This window comes from Bacillus timonensis (assembly GCF_004799755.1).
GTDB classification, from domain to species: Bacteria; Bacillota; Bacilli; order Bacillales; family Bacillaceae_L; genus Ferdinandcohnia; species Ferdinandcohnia timonensis_A.
This window is the reverse complement of record NZ_SLUB01000006.1, coordinates 1-21,512: the sequence shown is the minus strand read 5'-3', so window position 1 is coordinate 21,512 and position 21,512 is coordinate 1. Positions and strand designations below refer to the sequence as shown.

The 21,512-nt window shown below is 37.1% G+C and carries 19 protein-coding genes; 12 read left to right on the top strand and 7 right to left on the bottom strand.

Annotated elements, in window-relative coordinates; all coding sequences use genetic code 11:
• The first annotated feature begins 6 nt into the window (after positions 1–6).
• Positions 7–1,005, top strand: coding sequence for a zinc-dependent alcohol dehydrogenase family protein (locus E1I69_RS05360; protein WP_136378575.1), 999 nt, complete (start codon positions 7–9; stop codon positions 1,003–1,005).
• Positions 1,006–1,084: 79 nt separating this feature from the next.
• The gene (locus E1I69_RS05355) at positions 1,085–1,957 is read left to right on the top strand and encodes an ROK family protein (RefSeq protein WP_136378574.1); all 873 of its coding nucleotides are present in this window, start codon (positions 1,085–1,087) and stop codon (positions 1,955–1,957) included.
• Positions 1,958–2,282: 325 nt separating this feature from the next.
• On the opposite strand, the gene E1I69_RS05350 is transcribed toward E1I69_RS05355, so the two are convergent.
• Positions 2,283–3,815 carry an alpha-N-arabinofuranosidase gene (locus E1I69_RS05350; RefSeq protein ID WP_207308511.1) on the bottom strand — a complete coding sequence of 511 codons (1,533 nt, stop codon included), beginning with the start codon at positions 3,813–3,815 and terminating at the stop codon, positions 2,283–2,285.
• Between the two features lie 142 nt (positions 3,816–3,957).
• On the bottom strand, positions 3,958–5,532 hold the full coding sequence (locus tag E1I69_RS05345) for a glycoside hydrolase family 43 protein (protein ID WP_136378573.1): 1,575 nt from the start codon (positions 5,530–5,532) through the stop codon (positions 3,958–3,960).
• Positions 5,533–6,016: 484 nt separating this feature from the next.
• On the opposite strand from E1I69_RS05345, the gene rpiB reads away from it, so the two are divergent.
• Positions 6,017–6,499 (top strand): ribose 5-phosphate isomerase B, encoded by a 483-nt coding sequence (gene rpiB / locus E1I69_RS05340; protein WP_136378572.1) that lies wholly within the window; start codon positions 6,017–6,019, stop codon positions 6,497–6,499.
• A gap of 199 nt (positions 6,500–6,698) precedes the next feature.
• Here the strand turns inward: rpiB and E1I69_RS05335 are convergent, their stop codons facing one another.
• Positions 6,699–7,478, bottom strand: coding sequence for a DeoR/GlpR family DNA-binding transcription regulator (locus tag E1I69_RS05335; protein WP_136378571.1), 780 nt, complete (start codon positions 7,476–7,478; stop codon positions 6,699–6,701).
• Positions 7,479–7,763: 285 nt separating this feature from the next.
• Between E1I69_RS05335 and E1I69_RS05330 the strand changes: the two genes are divergently transcribed.
• From E1I69_RS05330 to dhaL, 3 genes are all read left to right on the top strand, one after another.
• Positions 7,764–8,591 carry a sugar phosphate isomerase/epimerase family protein gene (locus E1I69_RS05330; RefSeq protein WP_136378570.1) on the top strand — a complete coding sequence of 276 codons (828 nt, stop codon included), beginning with the start codon at positions 7,764–7,766 and terminating at the stop codon, positions 8,589–8,591.
• A 90-nt stretch (positions 8,592–8,681) separates the two neighbouring features.
• The gene (locus tag E1I69_RS05325; RefSeq protein WP_136378569.1) at positions 8,682–9,683 is read left to right on the top strand and encodes a dihydroxyacetone kinase subunit DhaK; all 1,002 of its coding nucleotides are present in this window, start codon (positions 8,682–8,684) and stop codon (positions 9,681–9,683) included.
• Between the two features lie 12 nt (positions 9,684–9,695).
• Positions 9,696–10,343: a dihydroxyacetone kinase subunit DhaL gene (gene dhaL, locus E1I69_RS05320; RefSeq protein ID WP_136378568.1), complete on the top strand. Its 648-nt coding sequence runs from the start codon at positions 9,696–9,698 to the stop codon at positions 10,341–10,343.
• A gap of 256 nt (positions 10,344–10,599) precedes the next feature.
• Here dhaL and E1I69_RS05315 read toward each other — a convergent pair whose 3' ends face one another.
• Entirely contained in the window at positions 10,600–11,493 is an 894-nt protein-coding gene (locus E1I69_RS05315; RefSeq protein ID WP_136378567.1) for a 2-hydroxy-3-oxopropionate reductase, read from the bottom strand.
• Between the two features lie 589 nt (positions 11,494–12,082).
• On the opposite strand from E1I69_RS05315, the gene E1I69_RS05310 reads away from it, so the two are divergent.
• The 4 genes from E1I69_RS05310 (at position 12,083) to E1I69_RS05295 (ending at position 16,107) form a co-directional block, all read left to right on the top strand.
• On the top strand, positions 12,083–13,399 hold the full coding sequence (locus E1I69_RS05310) for an extracellular solute-binding protein (RefSeq protein WP_136378566.1): 1,317 nt from the start codon (positions 12,083–12,085) through the stop codon (positions 13,397–13,399).
• 73 nt (positions 13,400–13,472) lie between these two features.
• On the top strand, positions 13,473–14,417 hold the full coding sequence (locus E1I69_RS05305) for a carbohydrate ABC transporter permease (RefSeq protein WP_136378565.1): 945 nt from the start codon (positions 13,473–13,475) through the stop codon (positions 14,415–14,417).
• Positions 14,414–15,235 carry a carbohydrate ABC transporter permease gene (locus E1I69_RS05300; RefSeq protein ID WP_136378564.1) on the top strand — a complete coding sequence of 274 codons (822 nt, stop codon included), beginning with the start codon at positions 14,414–14,416 and terminating at the stop codon, positions 15,233–15,235. Before E1I69_RS05305 ends, E1I69_RS05300 begins: the two co-directional genes overlap by 4 nt.
• A 161-nt stretch (positions 15,236–15,396) precedes the next feature.
• The gene (locus E1I69_RS05295) at positions 15,397–16,107 is read left to right on the top strand and encodes a GDSL-type esterase/lipase family protein (protein ID WP_136378563.1); all 711 of its coding nucleotides are present in this window, start codon (positions 15,397–15,399) and stop codon (positions 16,105–16,107) included.
• Between the two features lie 177 nt (positions 16,108–16,284).
• Here E1I69_RS05295 and E1I69_RS05290 read toward each other — a convergent pair whose 3' ends face one another.
• Positions 16,285–17,208: an ArsR/SmtB family transcription factor gene (locus E1I69_RS05290; protein WP_136378562.1), complete on the bottom strand. Its 924-nt coding sequence runs from the start codon at positions 17,206–17,208 to the stop codon at positions 16,285–16,287.
• A gap of 394 nt (positions 17,209–17,602) precedes the next feature.
• On the opposite strand from E1I69_RS05290, the gene E1I69_RS05285 reads away from it, so the two are divergent.
• Positions 17,603–19,108, top strand: a complete 1,506-nt coding sequence (locus tag E1I69_RS05285) for an alpha-N-arabinofuranosidase (RefSeq protein ID WP_136378561.1) — start codon at positions 17,603–17,605, stop codon at positions 19,106–19,108.
• Positions 19,109–19,338: 230 nt separating this feature from the next.
• On the top strand, positions 19,339–19,725 hold the full coding sequence (gene gloA2, locus E1I69_RS05280; RefSeq protein WP_136378673.1) for an SMU1112c/YaeR family gloxylase I-like metalloprotein: 387 nt from the start codon (positions 19,339–19,341) through the stop codon (positions 19,723–19,725).
• A 66-nt stretch (positions 19,726–19,791) separates the two neighbouring features.
• Here gloA2 and E1I69_RS05275 read toward each other — a convergent pair whose 3' ends face one another.
• Positions 19,792–20,532 carry an N-acetylmuramoyl-L-alanine amidase gene (locus E1I69_RS05275; protein ID WP_136378560.1) on the bottom strand — a complete coding sequence of 247 codons (741 nt, stop codon included), beginning with the start codon at positions 20,530–20,532 and terminating at the stop codon, positions 19,792–19,794.
• A gap of 97 nt (positions 20,533–20,629) precedes the next feature.
• Positions 20,630–21,004, bottom strand: a complete 375-nt coding sequence (locus tag E1I69_RS05270; RefSeq protein ID WP_136378559.1) for a hypothetical protein — start codon at positions 21,002–21,004, stop codon at positions 20,630–20,632.
• Positions 21,005–21,512 lie beyond the last annotated feature (508 nt).

Below are 21,512 nucleotides of genomic sequence, written 5' to 3'. Positions count from 1 at the left end.
AAAAAAATGAAAGCTGCTGTATTAATGGATAGAATGAAAATGGAAATAAAAGAGCTTCCTGTTCCGGAACCACCAGACCATGAAGTTATTGTCAAAGTGAAAGCCTGTGGAATTTGCGGAACAGACCAGCATATTTATCATGGACAACCTGGTTCTGCCGAGGTTCAGTATCCGATTGTGTTAGGACACGAATTAGCGGGAGAGGTCGTAACGGTCGGAGCGAAAGTAACCACGCTAAAGCAGGGGGACCGCGTCTCAATTGATCCGAATATGTATTGTGGGGAATGTGAATACTGCCGCGGTGGTCGTCCGCACCTATGTGAAGACTTACAAGCAGTTGGGGTAACAAGAAACGGTGGCATGGGGGAATACTGTGCCGTTCCATCCGCAAATTGCTATATACTCCCAGACAAGCTATCTTATGAAGAAGGAGCGATGATCGAGCCACTTGGTTGTGTATTACACGGTATCAGTCAAGTGAAAACCTGGCCAGGTGCATCTGTTCTCATCATCGGCGGAGGCTACATTGGCCTTATGATGCTACAAATGGCAAAAATGTATGGAACAAATGTCACAGTTAGTGAACCCGACCAAACAAAACATGCAGTTGCCATTAAATTGGGGGCCGATCGGGCAGTGACTCCAGATGAACTTGAGAACTTTAGGAGTGGATTTGATATTGTCATTGAGTGTGTGGGACGAAAAGATAGCATGACCCAGGCTGTGCAAATGGCACGAAAGGGTGGATCGGTCTTACTTTTTGGCGTATCAGCACCTGATACAAAAATAGAAGTGAACCCATATGAGATTTTTTCAAAAGAATTAACCATTAAAGGTTCATTCATCAATCCCCACACACATGAGCAAGCCATTGCCCTAGTTGAACAAGGAAAAATCCAAATCAAACCATTGCTTAGCCATCGCTTCACAATGGAAGAATTACCAGTGATTATGAAGGAGTACCCAAGACTGAATGTCGTGAAAGGAATCGTCGTCGGGGAATAGTGGGACGGGAACAGTCCCTTTTTCCAGAGTGGAGCGGGACGTGCTTCGTCATTTTAATCAGATAGGAGAGGTGGACATTATGCGAATTGGTGGTATCGAAGCAGGCGGTACAAAGTTTGTATGTGGAGTAGGGAATGAACATGGAGAGATTTACGAAAGGGTCACCTTTCCAACTACAACTCCAGAAGAAACGATGGAAAAAGTCTTTTCATTTTTTCAAGATAAAGAGGTTAAGGCGATCGGAGTCGGATCGTTTGGACCAATTGATGTAGATAGAGCGAGCGAAACGTACGGATATATCACGCAAACACCAAAGGTGAAGTGGAAAAATTTTAACATTGTGGGTGCACTCAAGAATCATTTTCATGTCCCAATTGGGTTTCATACAGATGTAACAGCAGCTGCCCTGGCTGAATCTACTTGGGGTGCAGCAAAGGGCTTGGACAGTTGTCTGTATATGACTGTTGGAACAGGAATTGGAGTTGGTGCGGTTATAGACGGGAAGCCATTCCAAGGGTTAACCCATCCTGAAATGGGCCATATCCTTGTGAAGCGTCATCCAAATGATCGTTTCGAAGGATTCTGTCCCTATCATGGGGACTGCCTTGAAGGGTTAGCGGCGGGTCCAGCTCTTGAGAAAAGATGGAACAAAAAAGGACAAGAATTAACGGATCAACCCGAAGTGTGGGAAATCGAATCATTTTATCTGGCGCAAGCCCTAATGAATTACATCCTTATATTATCTCCGAAAAAGATCGTTGTGGGTGGCGGAGTGATGAAGCAGGAACACTTGCTACCACTCGTTCGGAAACAGGTATTGGAACTGTTAAATAGGTATGTGGCTGTTCCTGAATTAACACCAGAGAATATTGACAACTACATCGTTCTACCAGGACTAGGTGACAATGCTGGCTTAGCAGGTTCCATTGCTTTCGGAGTGAATGGTAAATAAAAAATAGAAGTGTCCCCTTATTTGAACTTGGACCAAAACCAACCTAGAGTGAGTTATTTCGGGAAAAATCATGTTGAAATTCTATACACGCAATTCCATTCTTTAGACTTGATTATCGGCAATTCAAGTATAAAGGAATAAAGAGTTTGCGTGTTTTTTATGCACACATTTTAATTTAAACCTCAACAAATATTATAGACCCAAAAAATCAGGCTTCAGCTCTAAATACAAAGAGCGAAAGCCTGACCAGATACCGTTTTATTTAAGTCTACTTGACCGTGAGCAGTCCAAAGTTTGAATGAAAGTATATTCACACAAACATATTTTAATTGATTTGTAAGACGAGCACGGATTTAGATGGTATAGTTACCATTAGTTTATTTGGCTCTATTTTAAAATCGTTAAATTCAATAGGTTGTATGTTATTGGGAGCATCAAATGTATTATGATCATTTATTTGATCAGCTGTTAAAACTCGTCCTTCTACCTGAGCTTCACTTGTTAACCCCTCTAAGTCTATGATGATATCATCGGATACACTAGGATGAATATTGCAAATCGATATGTTTATTTGACCAGATTGATTTTGAGAAGCAGATACATTAATCATTGGTAAATGCTTATCTTCATACGTATAGTATCGGCTGCTTACATTTGTCGGAAGTAAAGTGGCATCGTGATGTACCTTGTACATTTCAAACACATGATAAGAAGGCGTAAGAATCATTTTTTCACCGTCAGTTAAGATCATGGCTTGTAGAACGTTAACGACTTGGGCAATGTTAGCCATATGCACTCGGTCACAATGATTATTAAAGATATTTAAATTAATCCCGGCAATTAAAGCATCGCGTAACGTATTTTGCTGATATAAAAAGCCTGGGTTCGTACCTGGCTCTACTTTAAACCAAGTTCCCCATTCATCGATAATGAGCCCCACACTTTTTTCTGGATCGTATTTATCCATAATGGCTGTATGATTTTCAATGATTTCTTCAATCTTCATTGTCCGGTCCATATAATCAAACCATAATGCCTCATCAAATTCAGTAGCTGATGTGTAATTGGCGCGATTACGCGTATAGTAGTGAAGGCTAATGCCATTCATTTCTGGGCGGTGATAGTCCCAGATATTCTCAATAATAGCATCCTTAACAGGCTCTATTCGGTCCATTCCTTCTCTCATCATAACTTCCATCCAATGATAGTCCGCTTCTTGAGGACCGCAAGCAATCTTGTAAATTTCGTTTCCTGATAAGTCCTTAACATAGGTTTGATAGTTACGATATTTATCAGCGTAGTGCTCCACTCGCATTTTTCCACCGCAACCCCAGTTTTCATTACCAATTCCAAAGTATTTTAACTTCCAAGGTTTGTCCCGACCGTTCTTTTTGCGTAAGTTGGTCATAGGAGACTCCCCATCAAATGTTAAATATTCAACCCATTCCTGCATTTCCTGTACGGTACCGCTACCTACATTTCCACAAATGTACGGTTCTGTATCTAATTGCTCACATAAATCCATGAATTCATGAGTCCCAAAATGATTATTTTCCGTTACTTTTCCCCAATTCGTATTAACAATAGTTGGGCGGTCCTCTAGAGGTCCGATTCCATCTTTCCAATGGTACTCATCTGCAAAACAACCACCTGGCCATCTTAAGTTTGGGATATGTAATTTTCTTAGTGCTTCAACTACATCGTTCCGTATCCCACGTGTGTTAGGAATTGATGAATCTTCACCAACCCATATGCCTTCGTATACACATCTGCCTAAATGCTCTGCAAAATGGCCATATATATGGCGGCTAATCGTATGGTCCTTCTTTTTTGTATGAATATTAATTAATGATGTCACGCTATACACACTCCTTTGTTTGGAAAATATAAAAAAACATATGTCAACAATTGTTGTTGCTCTATCCAAATTGTCTATATCTTGTCAATAGGTAAACTAACTCTATACCGTACAGACATACATCAGTGAATAAAAACTAGAGTTACACATTTTCTTGATAATTGAAATATTCGAAATCCGCATGCAATGCCTGGCCACTTAAATCTTGAGCACAAAGTCCAACAAAGGTACCTGTGAAACGTATATAATCAGCATCATCATCAGAAAGGTGACTAAAATCAATAGGGCCACCAACATCTATCCAAACATTCCCGTCGATAGAATAGAAGAATTGTAGAAATTGTTGATTGATTGTTGCCTTCAATTTACAAGTAGAATTCTCCGGAATGGATATATCCTCTGGTAACAACTCATCATATTTCCCGTGCTTGGATTGGATGATTCCTAAGCATTTACCTTTTTCTTCATTATAGGTTACACGTAGATAGACATAGTCATCGGTGTCGTAGTACAGTATGAGTCCTGCCATCTGTTGGAAGTTAGTAGGAGTATATTCAATTGCTGTTTCGACTTCCACCTCAAGGCTTTCTAACCTTCTGGCTAATAAACTCTGATGATGGAGGGAACTCATGGATTCGCCACCTTTTAAACGCAAATATCCCTTTCTTTCTGATAATGATACCCAGTCCTCCGTAATAGGTCTTCTTAATGAATTCCAATATTTTTTCAAGGTGGTTGTTGAAAAATCATCGTTTAAGCTTTCTGGTTCAAATGGATGCGCAGGTAAATTAGGTGCATCTACCTCCCATTTTGGATGATTTCCACCCACCACTCTTATCCAATTGTCTTCTGTCCAATAACACTTTTGAATTGCGGTTTCGCGACCTAGTATACACTTTTTATCAACAACTGGACGACCGCATAAATGAGCGATATACCATTCGCCATCTTGAGTCTCTACAAAGCTTCCGTGACCAGCCTTTTGTAGTTGAGACATGTCATCCTGATTGGACGTTAGAATTGGGTTAGTAGGATCAACTTCATATGGTCCGAACAATGATTCTGAACGGGCAACTGTAACAGCGTGTGTGTACCATGTACCGCCTTCTGCTGTAACTAAGTAATAATATCCTTTTAGTTTATATAGATGTGGAGCTTCTGTAAGCCCTAGTTCAGTCCCTTTGAATATGTTGCGAATGGGCCCGACTAGCTTTTGTTCCTCAACAGAATATTCTTGTAGTGCTATACCAGCAAATGAATTTGTTCCTTTGCGGAAGTCCCAAATCATATTAACCAGCCATTTTTTGCCGTCATCATCGTGGAATAGTGATGGGTCAAAACCACTACTGTTAAGATAAACCGGATCTGACCAAGGTCCCTCGATGTTTTCGGCTGTAACTAAGTAGTTATGTGTATCCTTAAAAGCACCTGTTCTACTCTTAACGTCTGTATAGATTAAGTAAAAGAGTCCATCCGAATAACTTAAAGCAGGAGCCCATACACCGCCGGAATTTACATTTCCTATCATATTTAATTGAGATGTGCGTGTAAGAGGATATGTAAGTAGTCTCCAGTTCACCATGTCTTTAGAATGATAGATTTGCACTCCGGGAAACCATTCAAATGTTGATACTGCGATATAATAATCATCCCCAACGCGTAATATAGATGGATCGGGGTGATAACCAGGGAGTACAGGGTTCTTAATTTTGGTCATGTTAACGCATCCTTTCAATAAGATATAGGTCATAATAAGTAGCGCTTTCATTTCTTTGTACATATTATAATAAGCTATAAAAAAAGTAATGACAAGGATATTTGAATATAAAACTAAGGTAAAGAAAATAGAATGATAGAAATTATAAAAAAAAGTAAATAAACAATAAAACTAAAAGTTGAAAAATAAAAACATAAAAATGCCTATCCAATCATAATATAAGAGTAATATTCCTATATACATGACTGAATTAATGGTGTTTTAAAATGTGAGAAAAGGATTTAATTTATATTATTTGCAGGGTGAAAATAATATGTTTAAGTTGAAGGATTGTGAGAAAAATATATTCGTATATTCACTTTTGTTTATTTTTGAAAGTGTTAAAAACGAAATCAAATGTTGATAAAAACAATAAAATGTAATAGAATGATAATGCAAAAGAAAAAATGGAAGCGATTGATAAATGGGGGAGGAGTTTCGTTCAGTGAAAATAGGAATTGGCAGTGATCATATTGGGTTTGATTTCAAAGAGACAATTAAAAGTTTTGTAGAAGAGCTGGGACATGAAGTCGTTGATTTTGGTTGCTACTCTAGGGAAGCGGTCGACTACCCAGATGTTGCGTTTGAAGTAGCAGGTGCAGTCAGTGAAAAAAGAGTTGAAAGAGGAATATTGATTTGTGGTACAGGTATTGGGGTAGCTGTTGCTGCTTGTAAATACCCTGGAATTCGCGCTGCCCTTGCTCATGATGTATACTCAGCAGAGAGAGCGCAATTAAGTAACAATGCTCAAATAATTACGATGGGTGCTCAAATTATCGGGACTCAAGTTGGGAAAAAAGTGGTTGAAGCATACTTAAATTCCCACTGGGCTGGTGGTTCGGAGCGCAAGGTGAATAAAATTATCGAGAAAGAAAATGAATTCCTTGATAAGATTAAAGCGGAAGTGTCTGGTAATCATTGTAGTTAAATGTGTGTGGGTTTTTCACACTACTATTAGTTACCTATTTTAAAAGTTCATGAGAATGAAAGGAAAAAAATAAAATCAAGCTACCAAACTCCAATTCATTGGCAAAGGTAGCTTGATTTTTTTATCTTCATTAAAGAAAACTTAACAGGAGGTGAATGAACGTTTCATAAAGGAAACGCATATAGAGGCTACTTTTGGATCAAGATGAAGCGTTGATGACATCTATATTTCTGGAGGTTAGTTCCTTGGAAATACTCTCTTCAACCTCTTTATCCGTAATAATTGTGTTAACTTGATTGATATTAGCAAATACTGCACTTGATACTGTCCCAATCTTAGAATGGTCAATTAACGCAATTACCATTTTAGACTTTCTTACCAATTCTCTTTTTAACTGTACTTCATATAAATTAAAATCAGTTAATCCGGAATCAGCGGTGAACCCGTTGGCTGATGTAAACATGATGTCAATATTAAACTGATTAACTATATCAATTCCTAAAGTGCCTTCGAGTGAGGAGGAACCTTTTGTCAACATGCCACCAATTAATATGACATTAATATGAGGATTCTCATTCAGTTCCAAAGCAGTTTTAACTCCGGTAGTTATCACTGTTAGACGAATATTTTTCTGTTTCAAAAGGTAGGCTAATTCCATTGTAGTTGAACTAGCGTCAAGTAAGATACATTGCTTTTCAAGGATAAATTCTAAAGCTTTTTCTGCAATTATCCTTTTTTCCTTTTGATTCCTCTTCGAGCGTGCAGAGAAACTAGTTTCGCTTGGTGTGGCAAATTCATTTAATATAGCTCCGCCATGAGTTCTTGTTAATAATCCCTCTTCCTCCATTTGATTAAGGTCTGATCTTAAAGTTGCTTCAGAAACCCCTATTTTGGAGGCTAGTTCTTTGACGGTTAAGCGTTGTTTAGCTTGTAAGAAGTGCATTATTTTATTTCTTCTTTCCGAAACAAACATTTTCATTTGTTTTCACATCCCTATTTGTTGAAATTTACATTAAGTATAGATTAATTATACGTTATTGGCAAGAATCAATAAGAGGTGAAATGTCCTCATCCTTGTGATTGCAGTATGGTGATTATTGTTTATATTCGAATCTCCTTGCAATTTTGTTGAAATCGAAAATATTATTGACAAAATGTAAATAATTGATAAAATGAAACATAAGAAAACGTATTCATAAATTATAGGACTTTGGGTATGTGAAGTCTTGGAATTGTATTATACATTATATAGGAGGTTTGGAAGATGACGATAAAATTTGGTTGTCAAGGATCTACTTGGGTTTTGGATTATGATGTCGAAAAAGATATGTTAGACCAGATAATAGATGATATTGATAATGCTGGGTTTAAAGGGCTTGATATGCAAGTAGCTCTTTTAGGAAGATATAAGAATTCTCCGGAACGTCTTAAAGAAGAACTCGACAAAAGAGGATTAGAGTTAGCGGCATTAACATTACCGTTCCATTTTGAGGGTGGAAAGGAATCGAAGGAAGAAAGAGAATTAGCAGATTTCTATATAAATTATTTAAAGAAGTTTCCTGGCGCTAAGATGAATGTTCCTTCTAGGGTTGGACCAAACCGTGATAGATTATTAGAGAGACAAAAAGAAATTATTCAGGGTGCTAACGAATTAGGAAAACGAGCAAGTGAGAACGGTATTATTACTTCGCTCCACCCCATTTCTTATGAAACATCTTATTGGAGATTTAAAGAAGATTATGAGGTCCTTCTTGATGGATTAGATACGAGATATATGGGGTACACTCCAGATGTTGGTCATATTATTTTTGGTGGTATGGATCCTGTTGAAATTATTAAAGAGTACTTACCCGCGATTAAACATGTTCACTTTAAAGATGCAACGACTACTTGTAAGTGGATGAAGATGGGTGAAGGAGATATCGACTTTAAAGGGTGTGTTCAGGCTCTTGTTGATGGTGGCTATGATGGTTGGATAATGGTTGAAGAAGAAACACCTGAAGCACAAACAAATACTAGAAAAGTTATAGCAGATATTGGGGATTATGTAGAAAAGAACTTAAAACCTATTACTATAAATCTAGTAAAATAAGGGTAATACATAATGTCTAAGGCATTAGTGTCTACTTGAAAAAGTTTAGGACTAGGTAAAGAATTTCTACTAAGCTATGAGGTGAAGAGGTTGAAAAAACTAATAAATAATCCAGAATATGTAGTAGAAGAGATGATTGACGGGTATGTAAAGGCTCATTCTTCTTATGTAAAAAGATTGGAAGGAAATGACCGTGCATTAGTCACTTCTAAAGAAACGAAGGAAGGTAAGGTTGGGATTTTAATTGGTGGAGGTTCGGGTCATGAACCTGCTTTCATGGGGTATGTGGGAGCTGGAATGGCAGATGGTGTAGCGATTGGGAACATATTTGCTTCACCACCACCGGCACCGATACTAGAGGTTACCAAAGCGATTGATAAAGGGGCAGGTGTCGTCTACCTTTATGGCAATTACGCTGGTGATGTTATGAATTTCGGGATGGCTGCGGATTTGGCAGCTATGGAAGATATACAAGTGGAAATGGTGCTTGCTACGGACGATGTCGCTTCAGCTCCAAAAGAAGAGAAAGATAAACGCCGTGGAATTGCTGGTGAATTTCTCGTATATAAGATGGCTGGTGCAGCGGCAGACTTTGGTTATGATTTAAAAGAAGTTGCAAGGGTAGCCAGAAAAGCGAATGAAAACACTCGTTCGATGGGTGTAGGGTTAAGTTCATGCTCATTACCTCAAACAGGTGAACCAAGCTTTATTTTGGGTGATGATGAAATGGAAGTTGGTTTAGGCCATCATGGTGAGCCGGGTATTCGTAAGGCTCCGGTTGACAAGGCTGACAATGTTGTCGACGAACTGTTAGATAATATTCTTGGTGATATGGAGATTAATAAAGGTGATGATGTTGTCGTTCTTGTTAATGGACTTGGGTCAACACCGCTAATGGAACTGTATATTATGTTTAGAAGAGTGGATGAGGTACTTAAGGAAAAAGGAATAAATATTTATCGTTCGTATGTGGGTGAGTATATTACCTCACTTGAAATGGGTGGAGCATCTATAACGGTTACGAAAGTAGACGATGAAATGAAAAAGATGGTCGATCATCCAGTAGATTGTCCTATGTTTGTTCAAAGATAAGGGGGGATAATTATGAAAGTAACATCGGAAGATTTTCTATATTACTTTAAGCAAGTCGTGGAAGTTATGGAGACTGAAAGAGACTATCTTTGCGAACTTGACCGCAAACTTGGTGATGGGGATCATGGAGTTACGATGACAATTGGTTGGCGAGCGGTTAATGAGAAATTAAATAATGAACTTGCGAATGAGACAGACCTTGGAAAAATCAGTTCCGTGGTCGGTATGACTTTTTTAAATGCCGTTGGTTCTTCAGTAGGTCCTTTATATGCTTCTGGTTTTATAAATGGAGCTAAAATAGTTAAAGGTAAGTCTGAAGTCAATGACGCGGAACTTACTGAGTATTGGCTTGCGTTCATAAACGGCATAAAAGATCGCGGTAAAGCGCAAGTGGGGGATAAAACAATTATTGATACTATCGACCCTGCAGCTAAAGCATTAGAAACAAGTTTTACTCAATCTCAAGACTTTCTATCTGCATTCAACGATGCAGTATTAGCTGGCGAAAAAGGAATGAAATCAACAAAAGACCTGATATCTAAGATTGGTCGATCTAGTCGTTTGGGCGAGAGATCAAGGGGTGTGCAGGACCCAGGAGCTACTTCTGCTTATATGATCTTAGAAACCTTTCTAAAGGTTGTCAAAGTTAAGAACTCTTAATTTGAGCGGTATGGATTGACGTACCTGCCATTACCCATTAGGTTCAACCGTATCTATTAAATAGGAAAAAGTGACCAAAGCGACTTTGCTATTGTGTGTTTAAAAGCAAGGTTGTTAGGTCATTTTTTTTGTCTTCTTAAACGAGAAAAATGGCCTATCGGAAGAAAAAAGGCACAAAAAAACGCACCCTGACCTCTCTCGTAAGGTTTCGGGTACGTTTAAGCTCTTTTTGTGTTATAGGTGTTCGTGATTGCGCTTACTTTCCGCCTTTAGGTATTTGGTGATTTGCCATTCTTTCGAAAAAGTTAATAATATACGAATGGTCCTTTGTAGCATTGCCGTTTGCGACTTCAGAGCCGAAAACCTCTTTTACTAGATTAGTAATGGGTAATGGAACCCCGATAGCATTTGCTGATGATTGTACATTACCTAAATCTTTGAAATTAATTTCAATTCTTCCGCCTGGTTCAAAGTCTCTATCAATAATTTTTGGCATCTTTGCCTCCATTACTGCACTTCCAGCTAATCCTCCACTAATTGCTTGGTACAACTTGTTTAAGTCAATTCCGGACTTGCTGGCAAATACGGCTGCTTCAGAGAGTGCTGCGAGATGTATGCTCACAATAATTTGATTAGCTAATTTTGCAGCGGATCCAGTTCCTACTTCGCCAACGTGAACAACGTTAGATCCCATCGTTTTTAACAATGGTAATACTCTGTTAAAATCATCCTCTGCTCCGCCAGCCATAATAGATAGTTTTCCTTCGATTGCCATAGGTTCTCCACCACTTACTGGTGCATCTATAAAAGCCATATTATATTCATATAAGTCATTAGCAAAAGACTTGGACTCTTCTGGAGATACAGAACTCATATCTATTATAATTGTATTTGGTTTTCCATTCTTAGCTACGCCGTCATCGGAAAATAGTACCTGTTTTACATGCTTTCCAGCAGGCAACATTGTAAAAATAACATCACAGATCTCAGCTATTTCTTTGTTTGATTCGCACGCATTACCACCTAATTCAGCTAATTCCTGAACAGCTTTTGTATTTAAATCGAACAGATATGTTTCATATCCGTTTTTTATTAAATGACCAGCCATGGGTTTACCCATTATTCCTAATCCTATAAAACCTACTTTCATATTAAAATCCCTCCAATAGAATGTTATTCTTTACTTTCATTAATTTTATAATAAAAACAATAAAAGTACAACAATTGATGAGTATATAACTTAAATATGACCAAAATATGTATGTTTTTGAAAGTCTATTGACAACAAACGATTGAAAGTGAAAGTTAATATAAAAATATTTTTTTCGTAAAAACAGTTGTGAATAGGGTTTCTAAACGTATTTAACGGTATTTTTGAATCTTGTTATTTGTTGACTTTTGTTAAAAAAAGAAATATCATATTAACAAGTAATCTAATAGATAGATTCATTTTTTAAGAAAACGAAACTATTTATTATTTTCATTACTGATTTTTTTAATAACAAATGAAAGGATTTTAAAGCATTTATACAAAAATACCTTGCTAATACTTGTAAGCGTTTTTTCACCAGTGGATTTAATCTATTATACTATTTTTTTCGATTATGTTGTAAGCGTTTTGTTATAACGGACACTTGGATTCAGTATCGGAGTTTGCTAGTTGTGATTTTTGGATGAGGTTTTAGAATCACTCATTGATTTTAAAATAAAATAAAATAAAAAAATAAGGGGTGCAATAAATGAAAAAACTTCAATTAGTACTTTGTGTCTTATTGGCAATTGTTGTTATTGGATTAACTGGTTGTCAACAAGGAAGCATTGATTCCGTCGTTAAAGATGGAGATGGTAAAGATAATCAAGGTAAAGGTAATAAAGAACAAATAGAAATTGATCTTTGGCACTTTGATCCAGGTGCAAGGCAAGAAGTATATCAAGAAGCAATAGCGCGTTTCGAAGAGAAAAATCCAAACGTTAAAGTAAATGAGTTGCTTATTCAAAACGATGATTATAAGCAACGCGTAGTTGTTGCGATGTCTGGTGATAATGCTCCTGACGTATTTACTAGCTGGGGCGGAGGTTGGTTAGAAGAGTTTGTAAAATCCGGAAAGGTTAGGGATTTAACGGATGAAGATATCGACTATGATAGCTTTGTTGATGTAGCTCTCAACAACTCAACTTATGATGACAGAATCTATGGTCTTCCATTAGGGATTTCAACCTATCAATTCTTTTACAATAAAGAAATCTTTGAGAAATACGGGCTGGAAGTTCCAAAAACATATGATGAATTGTTAGATATTGTCGAAGTATTAAAAGAAAATGATGTATATCCGATTGCGCTGGCGAATCAGCCAAAATGGCCAGGAGCTTTCTACTTAATGTACTTTGCTGACCGCCTAGGTGGAGAAAAGGTATTCCAAGATGCGTACCGCAGAAATGGCGGCGGATTCGATGACCCTGCCTACATCCAAGCAGGTGAATATATTCAAGATTTAGTTGACAGAGGGGCTTTCAATCCAGGTTTCAATGGTGTTCCTTATGATTCAGGTCAAGGTAGACAACTGATGTATTCAGGTAAGGCTGCTATGATGCTTATTACAACAGGATTTGTAAATAATGTTCGTGATGAATTTCCTGAATTCGAAGAAAAGATGGGCGTCTTTGGATTCCCAGCTATTGAATCTGGCAAAGGTGACCCTACTAACATAGCTGCTGGGGTATCACCGGTTTGGTCAATTAGTAAAGACACTAAATATCCAGAACTTACACTAGAACTAATTAAAGAGTTGACAAGTGTTGAAACTGCTCAAGGGTACTTAAATAAATCTGGAACTCCGGTTGCGATTAAAGGTGTAGAGGTTGAAGATGAGTTTGTAAAAATATTTACAGACATGATTAATAATGCGAACTCTATTCAATTCCCATATGACCAAACCTTACCACCAGAGTTAGGTGAGCTTCATAAGAATACAACCTATGAATTATTCGGTAAATCGATCACACCTGAGGATGCTGCAAAAGCAATGGAGAATAAAGCTAAAGAAATATTAGAATAAGAAAAAAGGTAGGGTGAAAGGTGGTGTTACTAGCCTTCACCCCCTTTAAATCATTGAAGAAAGGTGGATGAAGATGGTAACAGAAAGTAATATAACATCGGATATTGTCCATGCTGAGGCACAAAAAGAAAAGAAAAAGAAAAAAAATAAAAATACACTCGCAATATCTTTATTCCTTCTGCCTGCAATTATCATATACATCATCTTTATTTTATATCCAATTATTACAACATTTAATTATAGTTTGTTAGATTGGAATGGAATGGGAGAAAGTGTATTTATTGGTCTTGATAATTTCAAAAACTTACTGGTTGACTCCTCATTCTGGTATGCATTACGGAACAATATGTATCTCGTATTAGTATCGGTATTTGTCCAAGTTCCATTAGGTTTGGGTATGGCTTTGATCTTGCTAAGCAAAATTAGAGGGAAAAGACTTTTTAATGTTTTATTCTTTCTACCTTATCTAATGTCAGCGGTTGCAGTTGGATTATTGTGGGTCTTTATGTATGACCCTGCTAATGGTCCCATTAATATGGCATTAAATGCACTTGGTTTTGAATCAGTCAATTGGTTAGCATCCAAAAATGTTGCGATTATTGCTGTATTGATTGTATTGGTTTGGCAATTTGCACCTTTTTATATGATCTTATTTAAAGCGGCAATGGTTGGTATTCCAGAAGAGTTGTACGAGGCTGCAGATATAGACGGAGCAAATGGTTTCCAACGATTTTATTATATTACCCTACCTTCCTTAATGCCAACAATTGTAAGTTCATCTATTCTTGCGGTAGTGGGTTCACTTAAAACCTTTGATATCTTCTATGTAATGGTTGGTGGAAGTTCTGGAGGTTCAACAGAAATTTTAGGAACATTAATGTACAGACAAACGTTTATTAACTTTAATATGGGCTATGGTAGTGCCATTGCTTCAGTAATGTTTATCATTTCATTAATAAGTGTGATTTTTATTCTACTAGGTGAATCACAGCGTAAGAAAAGAGGGGAAGTACAATGAAACTAGTTAATAAGAGTCTACTTTATCTTGTGGCAATCATTTTGCTTCTATTTACTAGCTACCCATTCTTATATATGATTTCCACTTCATTTAAAACAATGAATGAATTTTTCCTTAATCCATTTTCAATACTTCCTGGATCATTCACATTAGAACAATTTTCTTCGGTTTTTGAGATGGGTTTAACAAATTATTTTGTAAATAGTATCATTATTACGGTAGTATCTGTTGTATTAGTTGTCTTTATCTCTGCTCTTGCCAGCTATCCGTTAAGTAGAATGAAGTTTCGATTAAATCGTCCTCTGTTTATTTTGTTTCTTATTGGGATGATGATACCTATTCATGCAACTCTCATTCCAATCTTTGTAATGTCTAATAGTCTTGGGTTTTATGATAAATTATTTTCTTTATTAGGACCTTACGTAGCTTTTGCATTACCGATTTCAATCTTTATCATGACCCAATTTATGCAAGAGATTCCTGTTGAACTTGAAGAAGCTGCAGGAATGGATGGGGCAGGTCATTGGGTTATCTTTTCAAAAGTATTATTTCCAAATATCGTGCCAGCCATTTCTACGGTAGTAATCTATAACTTTGTGCATATTTGGAATGAATTTATTTTTGCCTTAATCTTAATTACAAGTCCAGAAAATATGACATTGCCAATCGGACTTCAAAAATTCTATGGCGAGTTTTCTGTTAATGTTCCTGGTTTGATGGCTGCATTAACATTAGCAAGTGTACCGGTAATTCTTATATTTATCATTGCACAAGAAAAAGTTGTAAAAGGTTTAGCAGGAGGATCTGTAAAGGGATGAGTGATCTTTAATGGAAACTATAACTGGAATAATTACTCAATGTTAATAGCTAATGAGTAATTATTCCATATTTCCAGTCCTTCATAAGTGATTGGTTTTTGGTTTGGCTTCTTATGAGTACCCATAACTTATATAAAATGATAGAGGAGGATGATGGTAGTATGGCAAAGATTTCAAAACGACCAGAAATGCTTAAACCAGGTATGTTTGGAGCTGTTGTGCCAACAGACACAAGACGTAATGCATTTGATTTTCAAAATGAAGTCTTGATAAGTCATAAAGTACCTATTGATTTTGTTTTTATTGGTGATTCCATAACGGATCGCTGGGATATTGAAACATACTTTGGTGCTAACAATCGCCGTCTTGTAAATAGGGGGATTGGAGGAGATATGACCCCATTTCTCAGACGTAGGTTCGCTGCAGATGTTATTCAAATTAAACCAACATATGTTGTGATTAATATTGGGATCAATAACACATGGATTTTAGATGAGTTGCAAGCTGAAGTTCGAAAGAAACCAGATCAAATTCATAATGAGGTCCTCGAGGATGTAACAGCCATAGTCGCGGAAGCAAAAAAAGCGGGTATTATCCCAATAGTGACTTCTATACTTCCAACTTGTATTGAAACAAATGGACAAACAGATGTACGTAATGAATTGGTTGTTGCGATTAACCAATCATATAAGCAGTTGACCGAACAAGAAGGTTTAATTTATGTTGATTATCATAGTGCAATGAAAGTTGAAGGTGGAAATTCACTTCAGCCAGGTTTAGCGAATGACGGGTTGCATCCACATGTACTCGGTTATGACATTATGGCAGATGTTCTACGCAGTGAATTAAGGAAAAACGGAATCGTTATCTAAACATGAATAAGGGATACGATTCCACTGTTTCCTTAGCTTTTTTTGCGTTTTTTTATGTTGTGTACAATGGGATATCCAACGGAGGCGTAAATTCTGTACAAGTCATGCTCTGTCAACATATACTTTCAAAGTCTTACTTCTATTTCCTCTAAAAGGATACCCTGTTAAGAGGCATCCTCATTTTTTTAACTCACCTTTTTTCTCATCATAAAGGATTCTTGCCGATATGTCTTTGTCAAAATTACCGAAGTTTTTTCCGAAAATGGTTAAACCTCCTATATTGCCTTCTTCCCCAACGGCTAGCTTAAGTTTAATCTCTGATTTCGTTGTCAATTGAATATCCGAAAGAGTAATGTCGGAGATACGGAAACCATCGATAAACGTTCCTTCATTATTTATGCGTAATAATTTTGTTAATCCATATTGGTTTAATTCGGGTGGCCACCAAGGTGGGTTCATCTTTCCGGTTATTCCTCCAAAGTCTCCTGGGGAGGTCCAGTACCCTAACTCGATATTATTAATATAAAAATATATATCAGATGGCCAGTCATTACTGTAGCTAGGTGCTTCAGAACTTATTTCAAAACTAAATTGCAGTTCTTTGAACTCTTGGTTGGACTTTAGGTAATTGGGAATCCTATATTCTAAAAAGCCCTTACTTAACCAGATAATCTCTGCATTTATACGTTCGGGGTCTGCAAAATAACGAGGATCATCGAATTCCCCTATGATGCTTTCTTTTGTTGCTAAACCACATGTTGGCTCCGCCTGGAAATCGCAATAATGCCCAACCTTAATTTGATACTCGTAGAAGTTTTGGTCTTCTTTTGGTTGTAATTCTATCTTTAATTCATCTTCATTTAAATAACAAATCTTTTGCATCCCATGTTTCCCTACAGTAGATATAACCTCGATTAATCCACTTTCTTCTAATTTTTTAATATGCATCGTTATAGCGCCATTCGATAGGTTTAGTTTTTTTGCGAGATCATTCAAATTAAGGCTGTCGTATTTAGTTAACAAAGTTAAAATTTCTAATCGAATTTCTGAACTTAATGCCTTAAAAATATGAAGTCCAGAGTGTAGATCATTGATATGCATATTTCAATCCCCCATAATGCTCTATTTTATGTAATCGTGAACTATTTCATATAATCATAAAACAAAATTGAATGATTTGTAAGGGTGCTGTTTGTCCAAGAAATCGAATCAATTTGACAGTACTGAAAAATTTTAAAAGAATTTAAACTAGTTAAGTTTGTTGTTAGGATGGTAAGATTCCCGCGAAAACAGGCTATTCGAAGCACGATATAACAAACTTCCTCTCTATTATCTTACGAAATCTTACGAAAAATTTAAATGGTTTATTCAGATTCGTCGAATAAAACAAAATGTTTGCGGTTACATTTTGGGTTGACAACCTCGGTAATGGTAATTATCATAAAAATATAAAATATTTTAAATATTATTGAAGTAATTGAAAGGAGAACATGAAATGAGTAAAAAAGCAAAAATGATCCTTGAAAAGGACTTTAAGATTTCGGAAATCGATAATCGTATTTATGGTTCGTTTGTTGAACATTTAGGGAGAGCCGTTTACGGGGGAATCTACGAGCCCGGGCATCCTCAAGCAGATGAAATGGGTTTTCGTCAAGATGTAATTGAAATGGTGAAAGAACTTCAAGTCCCATTAGTACGTTACCCGGGAGGAAACTTCGTATCGGGATACAATTGGGAAGATGGAGTAGGCCCTGTTGAACAGCGTCCACGCCGATTAGACCTTGCTTGGAGAACAACAGAAACAAATGAAATCGGAACGAATGAGTTTATGAAGTGGGCAAAGCTAGTTAATGCTGAAGTAAACATGGCTGTTAATTTAGGAACACGGGGTATTGATGCAGCTAGAAGCCTAGTTGAATATATGAATCACCCAGGAGGATCTTATTATAGTGATTTACGGATTTCCCACGGTATTAAAGAACCTTATAATGTTAAAACATGGTGTTTAGGAAACGAAATGGACGGTCCGTGGCAAATTGGTCACAAAACTGCAGTGGAATATGGACGGATAGCGCAAGAAGCAGCAAAAGTAATGAAGTGGGTGGATCCGAATATTGAACTAGTGGCTTGTGGTAGTTCAAACCGTTCGATGCCGACTTTTGCCGATTGGGAGGCAACTGTTTTAGATCATACATATGATCATGTCGAGTTCATTTCATTGCATCAGTATTACGGTAACTATGACAATGAAATCTCCAATTATTTAGCAATGTCACTAGAGATGGATGACTTTATTCAATCTGTTATTTCAATTGCTGATTATATTAAAGCCAAAAAACGGGGTAAAAAGAAGATTAACCTTTCCTTTGATGAGTGGAATGTTTGGTATCACTCAAAAGAACAAGATAAGTTAATTGAACCATGGAGTGTTGCACCGCCACAGCTAGAAGATGTATATAATTTCGAAGATGCTCTACTTGTGGGATGTATGCTAATTACATTATTAAAACATGCGGATCGTGTGAAAATAGCTTGTCTTGCACAATTAGTGAATGTGATTGCTCCAATAATGACGGAAGAGAATGGACCTGCATGGAAACAAACGATATTTTACCCATATATGCACACCTCTGTTTATGGAAGAGGAGTGGCACTGAATCCAATTGTTTCAAGTCCGAAATATGATAGTAAAGACTTTACTGACGTTCCATTATTAGAGTCCACAGCTGTATATAATGAGGAAAACGAACAACTCACAATCTTTGCGGTAAATCGTGACTTGCAAGAAGGACTACATTTAGAGTGTGATATCCGTAATTTTGAAGGATATAAGATAGTTGAACATATTGTTCTTGAAAATGATGAGATCAAACAGACAAATTCCGCTCAGGGTACTCCGGTTGCTCCACACACAAATGGAAACGCGGTAGTTGAGAATGGATTAGTCACAGCTGTCTTGCCAAAATTGTCTTGGAATGTTATCCGTTTAGCTAAAAAATAATCCTGAAATTGACCATATCTTTACCAAAACCCTTTCTTGGTAAAGATATGTTTTTTTAGTTTGGATGAAGGAAGCCCCTTGCTTACCCAACGTTTGTGGTCTTATTTTAAAAACACTTGAAGTACTTTTTGTTTGCAGAAAGGGTATTGAATGAGTAAATATAAGTAGTACAAATTAATTGGCTGAACGGCAACTTGAAATTAATGGGATATAAGAAAAGGATGATCACAGTGAAAATCAATCGGATTCATCATGTTGCAATTATTTGTTCGGACTATGAGAAGTCCAAAGACTTTTATGTGAATAAGTTAGGATTTACGGTATTAAAGGAAACGTTTCGGGAAGACCGTGCTTCATACAAGCTTGATTTGGCAGTTGGGGATACCTATCAGATTGAATTATTCTCTTTTAAGAACCCTCCGAAAAGACCAAGCTATCCCGAGGCATCGGGCCTTCGACATTTAGCTTTTGAAGTAGATGATATCGAAGAAGCGGTGAGGGAGTTAACGTCAAAGAATATTGTAGTAGAAGTTATTCGTATAGATGAGATAACAGGAAAGAGGTTTACCTTTTTTAAAGATCCAGATGATTTGCCTTTAGAGATTTATGAACATTAGCTATGAAAAAGATGAACCAGGAAGTCTAGTAAATTTGATTTCCTGGTTCACCTCATTTATTTTTCTTTATCCTAAATTCCCTTTATTCAATCGTCTTTGCAGTTCTTTAATAACAAGTGATGGTTTACTGATGATCCCATCAACAGGAGTCCCAAAATATCTTTGAAGGGCACTGATTGTTTTCGGGTTTAAATAACCGTCAACGGTTAATGTTTCTTTTGGCGGATTGGCTTTTTGGGGTGTAGGTGTTTGCCCTGAACCAGAACCTTCATAATGAACACCTTCCTCCTGGCAAATAGCACGCACCACACATTCATACATACCTTCCCGATAGGTCTTGTCCTTGATTTTCTCTGATTGTGGTCCATCCACAAACTCGTATTCTAGTATGGTAGTCCGACAGGATCCTGTAAGTCTATGCATATAGTAATAATCACCGCCAGATGAATTTTTACGGGTGTACACAGGTCTCGGTCTTACTGGATACCCAGCTTTTTTTAATTCTTCAATTAATAATTTCTCAAACTTGCCGTCAGAGTAGATGGAATGGATGGTCTCAGCTCCACTTCCACCACCCGCATTAAAATGATGTGAAATGCATTTTTTGTATGGCTTTACTTTTGAGGTTTTCGGTGCGGGATTTAATGTTACATCACCTGTTCTGGTTAGACTACTTGCAATTCCTAGTTCGGATAACCGTCTGTTTACATAGAGTGCAGCTTCTAAAGTAAACACTTTTTCTATATTGCTATCCTTTGCCGCGCCCGGATCACTACCACCATGTCCAGCATCTTGAATCCAACTCATCGATAATTCACTCCTTTTATGGGACAGAGGGACAGGTTCACTGTCCCGTTTTGTAAATAAATTTTGGGACGAGGGACCTGTCCCTCCGTCCCAATTATTAAAACGTAGGGTAGGGGTTAAAGATATAGAGATTCCCCCTTTGTGACCCGTATTCGTTTTCTGTTTCGTTGACTTTTAACATTCCGAAACGCATACACTTCCAAATCATTCGCTTAAACGTAGAGCGGGAAATGGTCTGTTCGTTTAATCCTAATTCTTTGCAACATACGATTTTTCCCATAGCTTCATGGCAAACCCCTGGAACTTCTGAGGATAAGTGAATTAATTGAGTTAATCCATATACTTCTCCGAGTGTGAACTCGCTTTGATGAACAATCAGCCAAATCTCCATATTCGTTTTAAATTCTTCATAATCGTAAAACTGCGAATACTTCTGAATATCCATTTCAGAATCTATTTTTATTCTCGACACATCTTGAACCCCCTTTTACCATTGTTATAGAGAATAGAAGGCTACAAAGGGGCATCCCTTATTAATTTTTTTTGAACTGGGACAGAGGGACAGGTTCATTGTCCCTGTAAAAATATGGTGGGACGAGGTAACTGTCCCCATGACCCACAAGCCCCAGCGCCATGCCCCGCCTTGACAGTTTTCTGACTATTTGCTAGATTTTTATATGCAGATACTTCCAAAGACCCCATCTATCATTCCATCTTCTTGTTACACATCTTCTTATTTAAACGAAATACTCCATTACATACTTCAAATCTACCATTCAAGTTTCCACATTTATTTTTAGGGACAGGGGGACAGGTCCACTAGCTTTGCGCAGATTCCATAAAATGTAAAAACGCTAATTGTATGTAGACATAAAAAAAGAAAGCCCTTATTGTAGAAGTGTTAGATGTTTGTTTGTTCCCAAAAACAATACAAACTTTCTACAAAGGAGCTTTCAATGAATAATACCATATTAAATCAA